This is a genomic window from Janthinobacterium sp. GW822-FHT07H10 (assembly GCF_058798675.1).
On sequence record NZ_JBXAKS010000003.1, the window covers coordinates 188,596 to 202,936 of the forward strand.

Annotated in this window: 5 protein-coding genes and 1 riboswitch; of the genes, 2 read left to right on the forward strand and 3 right to left on the reverse strand. The window is 65.1% G+C overall.

Translation table 11 applies throughout. The features are described 5' to 3' along the window. Positions 1-45: 45 nt before the first annotated feature. Both AC1RDJ_RS08640 and AC1RDJ_RS08645 read right to left on the reverse strand, forming a co-directional pair. On the reverse strand, positions 46-1,905 hold the full coding sequence (locus tag AC1RDJ_RS08640) for a M1 family metallopeptidase (protein WP_493027225.1): 1,860 nt from the start codon (positions 1,903-1,905) through the stop codon (positions 46-48). 117 nt (positions 1,906-2,022) lie between these two features. Further along, positions 2,023-4,434 carry a M1 family metallopeptidase gene (locus AC1RDJ_RS08645; RefSeq protein WP_493027226.1) on the reverse strand — a complete coding sequence of 804 codons (2,412 nt, stop codon included), beginning with the start codon at positions 4,432-4,434 and terminating at the stop codon, positions 2,023-2,025. A 146-nt stretch (positions 4,435-4,580) separates the two neighbouring features. Beyond that, positions 4,581-4,750: riboswitch (yybP-ykoY riboswitch) on the forward strand. Between the two features lie 21 nt (positions 4,751-4,771). Here AC1RDJ_RS08645 and AC1RDJ_RS08650 point away from each other — a divergent pair. Both AC1RDJ_RS08650 and AC1RDJ_RS08655 read left to right on the forward strand, forming a co-directional pair. Beyond that, entirely contained in the window at positions 4,772-5,347 is a 576-nt protein-coding gene (locus tag AC1RDJ_RS08650) for a TMEM165/GDT1 family protein (RefSeq protein WP_071325686.1), read from the forward strand. Positions 5,348-5,459: 112 nt separating this feature from the next. Beyond that, entirely contained in the window at positions 5,460-5,690 is a 231-nt protein-coding gene (locus tag AC1RDJ_RS08655) for a hypothetical protein (protein ID WP_493027227.1), read from the forward strand. On the opposite strand, the gene AC1RDJ_RS08660 is transcribed toward AC1RDJ_RS08655, so the two are convergent. Beyond that, the gene (locus AC1RDJ_RS08660; protein ID WP_493027408.1) at positions 5,682-14,288 is read right to left on the reverse strand and encodes a glycoside hydrolase family 94 protein; all 8,607 of its coding nucleotides are present in this window, start codon (positions 14,286-14,288) and stop codon (positions 5,682-5,684) included. The genes AC1RDJ_RS08655 and AC1RDJ_RS08660 overlap by 9 nt on opposite strands. Between the last annotated feature and the right edge of the window lie 53 nt (positions 14,289-14,341).

A 14,341-nucleotide genomic window follows, 5' to 3' on the forward strand; every position in this document is an offset into this window, starting at 1 on the left:
TCTACACTCCAAAAGTTCAGTCAGCAGGGTTGATATCGTGGCGCCTCAGCGCGCCTGGGCAGCCATCAGCTTGTCGACGCTTTCCTGCGTCACCGGGTGATAGCGTTCGCGCGCCTTCGCGTACACGTCCTTGGCCCAGGCATGGCCTTGCGGCGTCTTCATCAGGGCGGCATACAGCGGCACGACGAACTTCTGGCGGCCCACGCTCATGAGGAATGCCCGCAGCGGCTGCTGCACGTCGTAGCCGGCGTTCACGGAAGCGAGGTAAAAGCGGTAAGCGACTTCATTGTTGCCGCTCTTGCCCACGCCGTAGACCTGGTCCAGTTCACGCAATTGGGCGGCGCTGGCCTTGCCATTGATGTCGTTCAGGAAGTGCATCGACTCGATGGCGATCCACTTGTCCATGCCCAGGTCCTTGGTCGCCAGCTCGCCCTTCAGCCAGGCGTCGCGGTGCTGGTCCAGCAGCGCCAGGCGCGGCGAGACGACGCGCTTGGCGCTGGCCGGCACGCCGGTGCCATACAGCCATTCGTTCAATTCCGCTTCCGGCATCACGTCCGGATGCTGCGCCAGCAGATTCTTGCGCAGGTAGTCGATGAACTGCGCCGTCGTCACGCTCTGGAACGCATGCTGGTCGAACCAGCCGCGCAGGAAGGGATCGAACACGGCGCGGCCCGCGCGCTGCTCCATGGTCGCCAGGAACCAGGCGCCCTTCGGATAAATGATGCCGTCGTCGGTATAGGTTTCCGCCGGATTGGCGTCGGCATCGCGCGTGATCAGCGCCGTTTTCGCGGCCGGCAATTCGCGGATCGAAGCGGCCAGTTCTTCCTGGTCGACCTGCACGCCCATCTGCGCCACTTCGCTGCCGTACAGCTGCTCGACGATGCGCGTGGTGACGTAGGTGGTGAAACCTTCGTTGAGCCACATGTGCTTCCACGAAGCGTTGGTGACCAGGTTGCCCGACCACGAGTGGGCCAGTTCATGCGCGATCAGGTCGACCAGGCTGCGGTCGCCCGCGATCATGGTCGGCGTGAGGAAGGTCAGGCGCGGATTTTCCATGCCGCCGTAGGGGAACGATGGCGGCAGCACGATCATGTCGTAACGGCCCCAGCCATACGGGCCATACAGCGTTTCTGCCGCCTGGATCATCTTTTCCGTATCGGCCAGCTCGTATTCGGCCGCCTTGATGCGCGGCGGTTCGGCATACACGGCCGAACGGGGGCCGAGTTTGCGCACTTCCAGTTCGCCGATGGCAATGGCCAGCAGGTACGATGGAATCGGCTGCGGCATCTTGAATTTCCAGCCACCCTTGCCCGTGGCTTTTTCGTCATTCTCGGCGCTCATCACGACGCGCATGCCGGCCGGCGCATCGATGCGCGCGCTGTAGGTGAAACGCACGGCCGGCGTATCCTGCGACGGCACCCAGGAGCGGGCATTGATGCTTTGCGACTGGCTGAACATGAACGGCAACTTGCCCGACATGGTTTGCTGCGGCGTGAGCCACTGCAGCGCGATGGCGCCCGGCGCCGTGTGATAGTAGACGCGTACTTTTTCAGGCTGTCCGGTGGTCGTGATACGCAGCGCCTGGCCCTTTTCCGGGTCGGCCTTGTCCAGCTGGTATGGCGCCATCTGCCATGCGCCGCGCTTGTCCTGTACCTGCACCTTGGCGATCGCCAGGTCGCGCGTGTCGAGCACCAGGGTGCGCGCGGCCGGATCGATCCAGTTCAGCGACAGCTCGGCATAGCCGGACAGGGTCTTTTGCTTGAAGTCGGCTTTCAGGTCCAGTTGCAGGTCGCGCGTGCGCACCTGGTCGTAACGCGCGTAGCTGAGGGGATCGGCGTGCGCGGCCAGGGTCACCTGGCAGAGTAGCGCACAGCCCAGCGCGCGCAGATAGGTCATAGTTTGCATGGTCGTCTTTTGAATGATTTGCGAAAGCACCGGCAAGTGTGCGCCGGGCGTCGCGCAGAATAGCACTTCCGGCGCCCGCCTGGCAGAAAAAGCGCCGGACTGGCCGGCGCCGTTTCCCTATTTCGCCTCAGGCGCGCCCCCGGCCCTGGCCGGCGGCTTTGCCTCCGGCGCCTTCAGCGGCGTATTGAAATCCTTCATCAGGTTGTTCTTGTCGCGGTCCTGCTTGAACAGTTCCAGGCGCGACGGCGTGATTCTGCGCGGCCAGGCGTTGTTGCTGGTGTCGATATCGGCCGTCTCCCAGTACGGGTCCTGCACCAGGCCGACCATCGGTTCATCCGTGACGATCACTTTGCTGACTTTGTGCGGCGAGTAGCGCCATACTTCGGCCGGCACGCGCTCGATGACCTTCTTGCCGCTTTTCAGTTCGATCTCGAGGATCAGCGGCATCACCAGCCCGCCGATATTCGAAAAATCGACCAGGTACAGATGCTTGCCCTGCGCGCGCTGTTCCAGCATGGTTCTCTCCCATGGTTCCAGCGCTTCCTGCTCTTCCGCATAGCTGTTGCGGTCCTTGTTGGTGACCGTGAATTCATCATGCTGGTTGTAGAAATCCTTCAGCGCGGGATCCATGTCCACCTTCTTCGGCAGCGCCTTGTTGCGCTGGTCCGAGATCGAGATCGGCTGCGCCGCCTTCTGCGCCTTTTTCCACGCCTTTTCCGTTTCCGGATTCTTCGTGTTCACGCCATATTCGCTGATGCCGTCGATGCTGATGTCGACGGCGTCGGTGGTGTAGAACCAGCCGCGCCAGAACCAGTCCAGGTCCGTGCCGGAAGCGTCTTCCATGGTGCGGAAAAAGTCGGCCGGCGTGGGGCGCTTGAACTTCCAGCGCTGCGCATACTGCTTGAAGGCGAAGTCGAACAGTTCGCGTCCGAGTATCGTCTCGCGCAGGATGTTGAGGGCGGTGGCAGGCTTGTCGTAGGCATTCGCCGTGAACTGCAGCAAGGATTCGGAATTGGTCATGATGGGCACCTGGTCCTGGCTGCGCATGTAGTCGACGATCTTGCGCGGCTCGCCATTCCAGGACGGAAAATGCTCTTCCCATGCCTGCTCGGCCAGGTACTGCAAAAAGGAATTCAAGCCTTCGTCCATCCACGTCCACTGGCGCTCGTCCGAGTTGACGATCATGGGGAAATAATTGTGTCCCACTTCATGGATGATCACGCTGATCAGGTCGTACTTGGTCTTCTTCGAATACGTGATGTCGCCCGTCTTCTTGTCCTTCACGGGCCGCCCGCCATTGAACGAGATCATCGGATACTCCATGCCGCCCACGGCGCCATTGACGGAAATCGCATTCGGATACGGGTAATCGAAACTGTACTTGTTGTACTGTTCGATCGCATGCACGACGGCGCGCGTGCTGTACTGCTGCCACAGCGGATTGCCTTCTTTCGGGTAGTAGGACATGGCCATCACGCGTTTGCCGCCGCTATCCAAGCCCTGCGCATCCCAGATGAACTTGCGGCTCGACGCCCACGCCACGTCGCGCACATTGGCCGCCTTGAAGTGCCAGGTCTTCGTCGCCGCCGTCTGCCCTTTTTCCGCCGCCAGCGCTTCCCCGGGGGTGATGATCAGCAGCGGCGTGTTGCTGTTCCGTGCCCTGGCCAGGCGCTCGCGCTGCGCCGCGCTCAAAACGGCGGAAGGATTCTGCAGCTCGCCCGTGGCCGCCACCACATGGTCGGACGGCACCGTCAGGTACAACTCGTAGTCGCCAAACTCCAGCGTGAATTCGCCGGAGCCGAGAAACTGCTTGTGCTGCCAGCCGACGGCATCGTAATAGGCGGCCATGCGCGGGAACCACTGCGCCACCTGGAAGATCGTGTTCCTGTCATCCTCGAAATACTCATAGCCTGAGCGCTCGACCAGCACCTTCTGGTCATTGATCTTGTATGACCAGTCGATGTTAAAACTGATGCTCTGGCCGGGCGCCAGCGCCTGCGGCAAATCGATGCGCAACATGGTCTGGTTGACCGCATGCGGCAGCGGCTTGCCGCTGGCCGATGTCACGGCCGTCAGCTTGAAGCCGCCATCGAATTCGCGGCCTGCATGGATGGCGCGCAAGTCCTCGAATTTCAGCGCCTCTTCCTCATTGCCGCTGAGCCAGGCCTGGCGCGAGGGCGCGCTCAGCACGCGGCGCTGGTCGGCATCCTTGCGCAAGCCATTCTGGTCCAGTTGCAGCCACAGATACGCGAGGCTGTCGGGCGAATGGTTGTGATAGGTGATCTGCTCGCTGGCCGTGATTTCGCGGCGCGCTTCGTCTAACCGGGCGCGTATCACATAGTCGGCGCGCTGCTGCCAGTAGGCGTGGCCAGGCGCGCCCGATGCGGTGCGGTAGGCATTCGGCGTGGGCAGCAGCTCCTCGAGCTGGCGGAATTTGTCGTCGAATGGCGCGGCCGCGGCGGCGGATGCACCGGGCCAGGAGGCAGACAGCATCAAACACAGGGCAAGCAAGCGGACAAGAACCGGCATGGCGCATTCCATCTGGGAGTCGTGGACAGAACTGCATTCTAAGTCGAGTCTGTTTGCTGATTGCTCATTGTTGTCGGCGCCCCACACACAACGCGCCCGCCCTCCCCACCGGCACTGGCGCGGCCGCCGGCATTGGCGTATGATGCGCCTCGAACATTGGGGAGTAGTCGTCCCGCGGCCATGCCGCAGGAACCTGTATCAACATGATTGGCCCGCAGGCCATGGTGCAGGTGGTTGCAGAACTTGACGAGACCATTGATCCAGGGCGGCCGCATGGGCCGGAGTCGCCCGTGGATCATTGGTTAATTCGTCCGGCCCACGTACCTCTCGCAATCTCATGGAAGCATTCCTCATCTCCACCGGCATCGTCGGTCTCGCTGAAATCGGCGACAAAACCCAACTCCTGGCTTTCCTCCTGGCCGCCAAATTCCGCAAGCCTTTGCCCATCGTGCTGGCGATCTTCGTCGCCACCATCGCCAACCATGCGTTTGCCGCCGCCGTCGGCGCCTGGATCACCAGCATGCTGGGACCGGACGTGCTGCGCTGGGTGCTGGGCGTGTCGTTCCTGGCGATGGCCGCCTGGACCCTGATCCCCGACAAGCTCGATGAAGACGAGACCAAGCTGGCCAAGTACGGCGTCTTCCTGACCACCCTGATCGCCTTCTTCATGGCGGAAATGGGCGATAAGACACAGGTGGCCACGGTGGCGCTGGCGGCGCGCTATCACGACATTTATTCCGTCGTGCTGGGCACCACCTTCGGCATGATGCTGGCCAACGTGCCGGCCGTGTACCTGGGCGACAGGATCGCCAACCGCGTCTCGCTGCGCCTGGTGCACGGCATCGCCGCGCTGGTGTTTGCCGTGCTGGGCGTGGCGACCCTGCTGGGTGCGGGCGCCGCCCTGGGTTTCTGAGGCCCGGCAAAAAATTTCCTATTTACAATGTTCATGTCGATATTTACAATGCCGTCGACATGCACACCGGCGCGCTGATGCCGTACGGCTGGCGCGCTTTTTTAAGGAATGTATGCAGTTAAATGGAAGAATCGCGGCCCTGTGCCTGGCCGCTTGCGCCAGCCAGGCATCCGCCGCCACGGCGACACCCACCTCCCCTCAGGCGGTGCCTGCCGCGCGCGACGCCACCTCCGAAGTGCGTACGCGCGACCTGTTGCTGCTCGGTGCCGGCCTGATCCTGCTGGCCGGCCGGCGCCGCCCCGAACACGAGACATGGCAAGGCACGACGACAAAACTACAGTAGCAGTAGCACCGCATACTCGCGCCCCTCGTCGCGCAAGGCGATGCTGTCGCCGTCCTGCGTCGCGCCATCGAGCGACAGCCCTGCCGGCCGCCCGGCCGCCTTCTCCACCGTGATCGCATAGCTGCTGGCGCCAAAACGGTAATGCAACTTGAAGCTGCTCCACTCGGCCGGCATGGTCGGCGCCAGGCGCAGCACGTCCGCTTCGCGCGTCAATCCCAGCAGGGATTCAACGATCAGCCGGTACAGCCAGCCCGACGACCCCGTGTACCAGCTCCAGCCGCCGCGCCCCACGTGCGGCGAGACGGCATACACGTCGGCCGTCACCACATACGGTTCCACCTTGTAGCGCGCCACGGCTTGCGCGTCGACACCATGGCGCACGGGATTGATCATGCGCAGCAGCTCCCACGCCTTCTCGCCGTCGCCCAGGCGGGCAAAGGCCATGGCCGTCCAGATGGCCGCGTGCGTGTACTGGCCGCCATTTTCACGCACGCCCGGCACATAGCCGCGGATATAGCCGGGATTGAGATTCGACTTGTCGAACGGCGGATCGAGCAGCTGGATCACGCCGGACTCGCGTCGCACCAGGCGCGCATCAACCTGGCGCATGGCGCCCGCGACCCGCTCCTTGTCGGCCGCGCCGGACAGCACACCCCAGCTTTGCGAAATCGAGTCGATCTGGCATTCCTCGTTGGTGTGCGAGCCTAGCGGCGTGCCGTCGTCGAAATACGCGCGCCGGTACCACTCGCCATCCCAGGCATGTTCCTCCACGTTGGCCGACAGCTTGACGGCCTCGTCGCGGCAGAACTGGGCAAACGTCGCATCGCCGCGCAGCACGGCCACCTCGGCAAAACGCTGCAGCACTTCGTACAGGAAGAAGGCCAGCCACACGCTCTCGCCCTTGCCATGCTCGCCCACCTTGTCCATGCCGTCGTTCCAGTCGCAGGAACCCATCAGCGGCAAGCCGTGCACGCCCAGGCGCAAGCCGTGGCGGATGGCGCGCGCGCAGTGTTCATACAGGTCGGCCGATTCGCCCGAGCGCACGGGCAGGTCGTAATAGGAATCTTCTTCCGGCTTGACGGCATGCCCCTCGATGAAGGGCGCCACCTCCGACAGCACATTCACGTCGCCGGTGGCGATCACGTAACGGCAAGTGGCCAGCGGCAGCCACAGGTAATCATCGGAACAGTGCGTGCGCACGCCGCGGTCCGATGGCGGATGCCACCAGTGCTGCACATCGCCCTCGACAAACTGGTGCGCCGCACATAGCAGCAGATGGCCGCGCAGCAGCTGCGGCGCCGTATGGATCATGGCCATCGCATCCTGCAGCTGGTCGCGGAAACCGTAAGCGCCGCCCGACTGGTAATAGCCGCTGCGCGCCCACAGGCGGCAGGCGATGGTCTGGTACATCAGCCAGCCGTTGGCGATCACGTCCAGCGATGGATCGGGCGTCTCGACGCGCACGGCGCCGAGCGTGGTTTCCCAGTAGGCGCGCACCTTGTCCAGGGTAGCGCGGGCCGCTTCCTTGCCCGCGTGACGCTGCACCATGGTGCTGGCGTCGGCATTGCGGCGCCCGCCCACGCCGAGAATGAAGACGATCTCGCGCTCCTGCCCCGGCTGCAACTCGAACGGCACCTGGATCGCCGCGCACGGATCGAGGCCCGTGCCGGCCTTGCCGGACAGGCGCACCCTGCGCAATGCCGCCGGCTGCGCCAGGCTGCCGTTGCGCCCGATGAATTCATTGCGGTCGCAGGTGATCGAGCGGATGCTGGCGTCGGTATTGAAGAAGCCGACGCGGCCGGAAAACTCCGTGTTGTAGTTATTGCGCGCAAACAGCGCGCCGCTGATCGTGTCGACTTCGGTCGCCACGTGCATGCCGGACTTGGCGCGCAGGTCGGCCAGCACCCATTCCACGTAACCGGTGACGGACAGGCGGCGCGGCACGCCGCTGTCATTGCGCACCTTGATCACCGAGTACTTGACGGCCGCATCGAGCGCCACATAAGTGCACAGTTCCGTGGCGATGCCGCCTTCGCTGTGCTCGAACACGCTGTAGCCGAAGCCGTGGCGCGTCACATAGTCGCCGCTGCCGCGCGCCGGCAGGGCCGACGGCGACCAGAACTGGCCACTCTGCTCGTCGCGCACGTAAAACGCCTCGCCGGACAGGTCGGAAACAGGGTCGTTCTGCCATGGCGTGAGGCGGAATTCATGCGCATTCTCGTTCCACGTATAGGCCTGGCCGGACTCCGATAGCACCGTGCCGAATTGGGCGTTGGCCAGCACGTTCGACCAGGGCGCCGGCGTCCGCCCCACCTCGCCGGTGGTGATCACATATTCGCGGCCGTCCGGCGTAAAGCCGCCCAGGCCATTTTCCAGAATCAGCTCGCGCGGCGCGGCGCGGTGCGGCACGCTGACCGGCTCGCGGCCCGAATCCTGCAACAGCGGCGGCATGCGCAGCACGGGACTGGGGGGACGCTTGACCTGCTCGGCCAAAGTGCCGCGCAAATCGCTGATGATGGCGCGCGCCACCGATTGCAGCAGGATGCGGTCTTCATTGGCGATCTGCTCGGCCAGGCGCACGAAGATGCCGCCCGGACGGTCGATCGCCTGCGCATCGATGCCCGAGGCGATCAGGCCCATGATCTGGTCGTGCAGCAGCTGGCGGTAGCCCGACTGCTCCTCGTACCAGATCACCAGGTCCACCACCAGCCCCTTCAGGCGCCAGTAGGCGTGCGCCTGCACCATCTGGCGCGCCAGTTCGATATTGGCCGCATCGCGTATCTGCAGCAGCACGATGGGCAAGTCGCCCGAGATCGCATACGCCCACAGGCCGGACTGGCCGCGCTGGTTCTTGATCAGGATGCTGGCCTCGGCGCGCAGCGACGCATTCGGATAGATCACGGCATTGGCCAGGCGCGCGTACAGCTGCGCATCGGCTTCGCTGGCATTGAGCTGGCGCAGCACCACCTGGCTGTGCGTCCAGGCCAGCTCGAACACGCGGTCGGCCAGGTGGCGGTCCTGGTACTTGTCGATCAGGTGCAGGGCCGCGTCGCGCTGCTCGGCCATGCCGGTGACGCTGTCGACCGTGATCGCCTGGTCCGGCGCCAGGGTAATGACGTAGCGGATGGCCACGACGGGGTCGAGCACGGAACCCTGGCCGCCGCTCAAGGGACCGCTGTCCTGCAGCGCCTGCGGCAGCTGCGCCGTGTTGCCGCGGCCGATGAAGCGCGCGCGGTCCGTCTCGAACGAGACCTCGTAGCGTTCCACGTCATGCACCGTCATCACGTGCAGCAGCCATGGCATCTGCTCGTCTTTCGAGCGGGGCCGGCGCGTGCACAAAATCGCATTCTCGTGCGGCAGGATTTCCGTCTGCACGAACAGCTTGCTGAACGCGGGATGGGCGGCATCGGCCGCCGCCGGCGCCATCACCACTTCGGCATAGCTGGTGATCTCGATGCGCCGCTGGCGGTTCGAATTATTGCTGATGCGCGTGCGGCGGATTTCGATGTCGTCCTCGGGCGAGACGACGATCTCCGTGTACAGATCGAGGCCGTGGTCGGCGCGGCGAAATTCCGCGCGCCCCTCGGAAAAAATCACCTCGTATTTTTTCGGCTCGACCAGCGTCGGCTGATACATGGCGGACCAGACCTGGCCATCGTCGAGGTCGCGCAGGTAGCAGAAATTGCCCCAGTTGTCGCGCGTGCTGTCCTCGCGCCAGCGCGTCACGGAAAGGTCCTTCCAGCGGCTGTAGCTGCCACCCGCGTTGCTCACCATGACGTGGTAGCGGCCATTCGACAGCAGCTGCGTTTCGGGCACGGCGCTGTTGGCCTGCGTGAGGATACGCATCGGCATGGCCTGCTCCGGCGCGCCGCTGCGCAGCACCGCCAGTTCGGCCGTATTCGAGTAAAAAGCGCCCGCCTGCGGCGTGCGTTCCTGCAGCACCAGCAAGGCCGACTGCAGCAGCGGATCGGACTCGAAACGGCGCTGCATGGGGCGGTCGTGCAGCAGGTAGCTGAGGGAGAGGAAACCCATGCCCTGATGGTGCACCATGAACGAGCGGATGACGGCGCTGCCCTGGCCGCGCGGCAGGCGCGCCGTCGTGAAATCGATCGCTTCGAAGAAGCCGTAACGGCCCATGTAGCCGGCGGCCTGCATGCGCTGCAGGTTCTGGCACGACGCTTCCGGCTGCACCATCAAACCCATCATGCTGGCATACGGCGCCACCACCAGGTCGTCGGCCAGGCCCCGCTTCAAGCCCAGCCCAGGCACGCCAAAGGCGCGGTACTGGTAATTCAGGCTGGCGTCGACCGTGTTGTAGCCGGACTCGGAAATCCCCCACGGCACGTCGCGCTGGCGGCCATAATCGATCTGCGCCTCGATCACGGAGCGGTAGGTCTGGTCGAGCAGCGTATTCGGGTAGTTCGGCATCACCAGGAGCGGCATCAGGTATTCGAACATCGAGCCGCTCCACGACAGCAGCACGGGCTGGCCGGCCACCATGCACAGCTGGCGGCCCAGCGCGAACCAGTGTTCCTGCGGCAGCTGGCCCTGGGCGATGGCGATGAAGCTGGCCAGGCGCACTTCGGAGGCCAGCAAATCGTAGTAGCTGGGATCCAGGCGCCGCTCGCTGACGTTGTAGCCGATGGCCAGCAGCTTGGTCGACGGGTTGTACAGGAACGCGTACTCGACCTGCGCGAAGTCGCGCGCCTGGCCCGCCGCATGGGCGATGTCGCGCATGAAGCGGCCCGCCTGTTCGCGGCCTTGCGCCAGCAGCACGGCCAGCTCGGACGGCGTGCCGTCCGCCGTTTCCAGGTTCGCCAGTTCGCGCAGCGTCGGCACGCGCGCCAGCGCCGCGTCCAATCCGGCGAGCCCCGCGTGCGCCGCCCATGGCGCCAGTTGCAGCAATTCGGCCAGCGCCGCGCGGCACTGGCGCGCCAGCGCCCCCGTCCACATGGGCAGTTCGCCATCCTCGCTTTGCAAGGTCAGCGACAGCAGGGCATCGGCGGCGCCATTCGCCGCATGCAGGTAGGCGTGCCACTCCGGCAGGCTGGCCGGCGCGGCCGGCATCTGCAGCAGCGCCAGCGCTTCGCGCACGCCCTTGCCTTCGCCTTCGGCGGCGATGAATTCCTGCAGCACCTGCGCCGTCGTGCGGATGCCCTGCACCACCTGTAGGCCGACGATGGGCGCGTCGTACAGTTCCACCAAACCTGGCTGCAAGGTCAGCAGATGGCCGGCCAGGTTGCCGCTGTCGACCGTCGAGATATACATCGGCTGCAGCGCCTTCATGGTCTGCGTGTCGTACCAGTTATAGAAATGCCCCTGGAAGCGTTCCAGTTCGCCCATGCTGTGCAAGGTGGCGCGGCTGCGTTCGATCAGCTGGCCCATGGTGAGGTAGCCGAAATCGTAGGCCGTCAGGTTGGCCAGCAGCGCCAGGCCGATATTCGTCGGCGAGGTGCGGTGCGCCACCACGAGGTTCGGATGCTCCTGCATGTTATCGGGCGGCAGCCAGTGATCGTCAGGGCCGACGAAGGTATCGAAATAGGCCCAGGTCTTGCGCGCCACGCCATGCAGGAAGCGTCCCTGCTCGGCCGACAGGCGCGCCACGGCACGCTCGATGGGACGGCTGATCCACCAGGCGATGGCGGGAGCGGCCAGCCACAGCAACAGCACCACGGCCGCTGCCGGCAAGGAGTCGGCACGCCAGTAAAACAGGGCGCCCGCGGTGGCCAGCGCCAGCACGGGCGAGCACCACATGGCGCGCCAGCTGTCCGCCTGCGAGCCGGACGAGGTGTGCAGGTTCGAGGCGCGCCAGTCGAGCAAATGCCTGTGCGACACGCCCAGGCGCCACAGGGTGCGCGCGATGGCGTCGAGGCTGATGTAGGCCTCGTACGGCAGGAAGACGAGCGTCAGCATGGCATGCGAGAACTGCACGCCGCAGCGCCGCTCGAACGCGGCCAGGTGCTGGCGCCACAGCGTGTCGCGGGGTTTGCGCAGCAGGTCGTACAGCGCCGAAAACACGGGCGGCAGGAAGATGATGGCCAGCACCGCCGCACTCCAGAAAGCCACGTGGGGCAGGAAGCCCCATACAAGCAGCAGGGACAGGGTCGTGGCCGGCGCCACCGCGCTGCGGCGCAGGTTGTCGAACAGCTTCCAGCGCGACAGCATCGACAATGGATTGCGTTCGCGCTTGCCGGCGCGGCCCGGCACGCGGCCCAGCAGCCAGCCGATCAGCTGCCAGTCGCCGCGTATCCAGCGCTGGCGCCGGCTGACGTCGGCATCATAGCGGGCCGGATATTCCTCATACAGCTGCGAGTCGCTGAGCAGGCCCGCGCGCAGATAGCAGCCTTCCAGCAGGTCGTGGCTGAGGATTTTATTGTCGGGCAGGCGCTGGCCCAGCACGCGCTCGAACATGTCGAGGTCGTAGATGCCCTTGCCGATGAACGAGCCTTCATAAAACACGTCCTGGTACAGGTCCGAGACGGTACGCGTATAGGGGTCGATGCCCGGCTCGCCGCCGCACAGCAGCTCGTAGCGCGAGGCGTTCGCGCTGGGCAGCGCGACGGCCACGCGCGGCTGCAAAATGCCGTAGCCGGCCACCACGCGCGTGCCGGCCGCATCCAGCACGGGGCGGTTCAGCGGGTGCATCATGGTGGCGATGAATTCGCGCGCCGCGTCGCGCGGCAGCTGCGTATCGGTGTCGAGCGTGATCACGTACTTGATCGTGCGCAGGCCGCGCAGCTCGCCTTCCACCAGCGAGAATTTGTCGCGCGCGCCGCCGCGCAGGAAGGCGTGCAGGTCGGATAATTTGCCGCGCTTGCGCTCCTGTCCCATCCACGCATTCTGCTGCGAATTCCACAGGCGCGGACGGTGCAGCAGCAGGAAGGGCCCCACATGGCCGAGGTCCGCGGCGTCGACCGGGTCGCCGTTCTCCTGGAACTCGACGCCCTCCACGCGATATTTATCGTTCAGGCCGCGGATGATGTCCTGCGCCTGGCGCAGCAAGGCGTCGTCGCCGGGCAAGGTTTGCGCGTCCGCGTCGACAAAGTCGGTCAGCAGGCAGAAACGCAGGTTCGGATCGCGGTTGGCCAGGTAGCGCACTTCCAGCGCCTCGCACAGGGCGGCCACGTTTTCCTTGCTGTAGATCAAGGTCGGCACCACGACGATGCCGCGCGCGTCCGATGGAATGCCGGCCTGGTAATCCATGCGCGGCAGCGGGTGCGGCGAAGTCATCAGGGTCGCCAGCCAGTTCACCACGGCCACGGCCAGCTGGCTGCTGCCCAGCAGCGCCAGCACGCCCAGCGCCGCCAGCAGCCAGCCCTGCACGCCATGGCGCACGGCCCGCTCGAGCAGCAGCGCGCTCGTGGCCAGGGTCAGGAACGAGATGGCGCCCAGGTAGACGGCCAACGGCGCGGCGCGCGCCGTATGCTGCAGCGCCTCGATGAAGGGCAGCTTCGCGCCGGCCTGCTTTTCCAGCACCAGCACGCCGCGCCCGACCAGGTAAAAGCCGATATGGCCGCGGCGCGCATCGCTGCCGCCGCCATGCGTGTGCGCCAGCTGCACCACCATCTCGGCCACTTCCATTTCGCTGCGCGCGCTGCGCTTGGCGATGCGTTCGATGGCGTGGCGGTAGCTGTCGCGCGTGGCAAAATCCATCAAGCCATACGTGCCGGCCGGATCCAGGCGCAGGGTCTGTTCGACCACGCTCATGGTCTCGACGAATTCCTGCCAATCCATGGTGCCGAGAAAACGCAGGCTGCCGATGCTGTTGGCGATCGACACCTGGTCCGCCGCCTGCTGCCCGATCTCGGACTGGATCTGCTGCTCGATCGTGAGACCCGACTCGGCCAGCTTGTGCGTGAGCCACGACAGGGCCAGGGTGAGCGACGGGCTTTGCCCCTGCAGGCGGCGCGACAGCTCGGCCACGAAGGCGCTGGTAATCGGCGGATTCGAGCGCGCCATGTCGGCTACCAGCAGGATCAGGCCGCTGGGGTTGCGCTCGGCGATGTCCGTCATCTGGTCGGCCCAGGTATTGGCCAGGTCGCGCTGCATGCGGTCGTCGGCCACGCGCACGGCCACGCGGCGCAGGTTTTCGATCAGGGCCAGGCGCAGCATGATGGGCACGGCCCACAGTTCACCGAGGGTCAGGGTGGCGACATCCTGGTACGCCTCGACGAAGTGGCACAGGTTTTCCAGGTCGACCCGGCCATCGCCATGCGAGATGATTTCCAGCGCGATCTTGTACACGCGCGGACAGCCGGCATCGAAGCCCGTGGTCAGACGGGGCAGCTCCTTGCTGTAGTTTTTCGGCAGGTGGCGCCGCGTGGTGCGGATCTGCTCTTCGATCAGGTAGAAATTATCGAGCAGCCATTCCGAGGCGGGCGTGACCTGGCGTCCGCTTTTGACGGTGGCCGTCAATTCGTTGACGGTGGCCGTGATCAGGGCCGCATTGTCGGCCAGCCGGGCCAGCAGGCGGTCGCGGCCATGATGCTTGCCCACGGCGTGGCCGGCAGCCACGTGCTTGCCGTGGGCGGCCATCTGCATGGCGCTGAATAATTCTGAACGCAGGGGCAAGGCATCGTCGCGCGCGGCGTCGAACATGTCCGTGGCGAGGGGATGGTCGCGGAAGATTTCCTTGAATCGGGAAAGCTGTT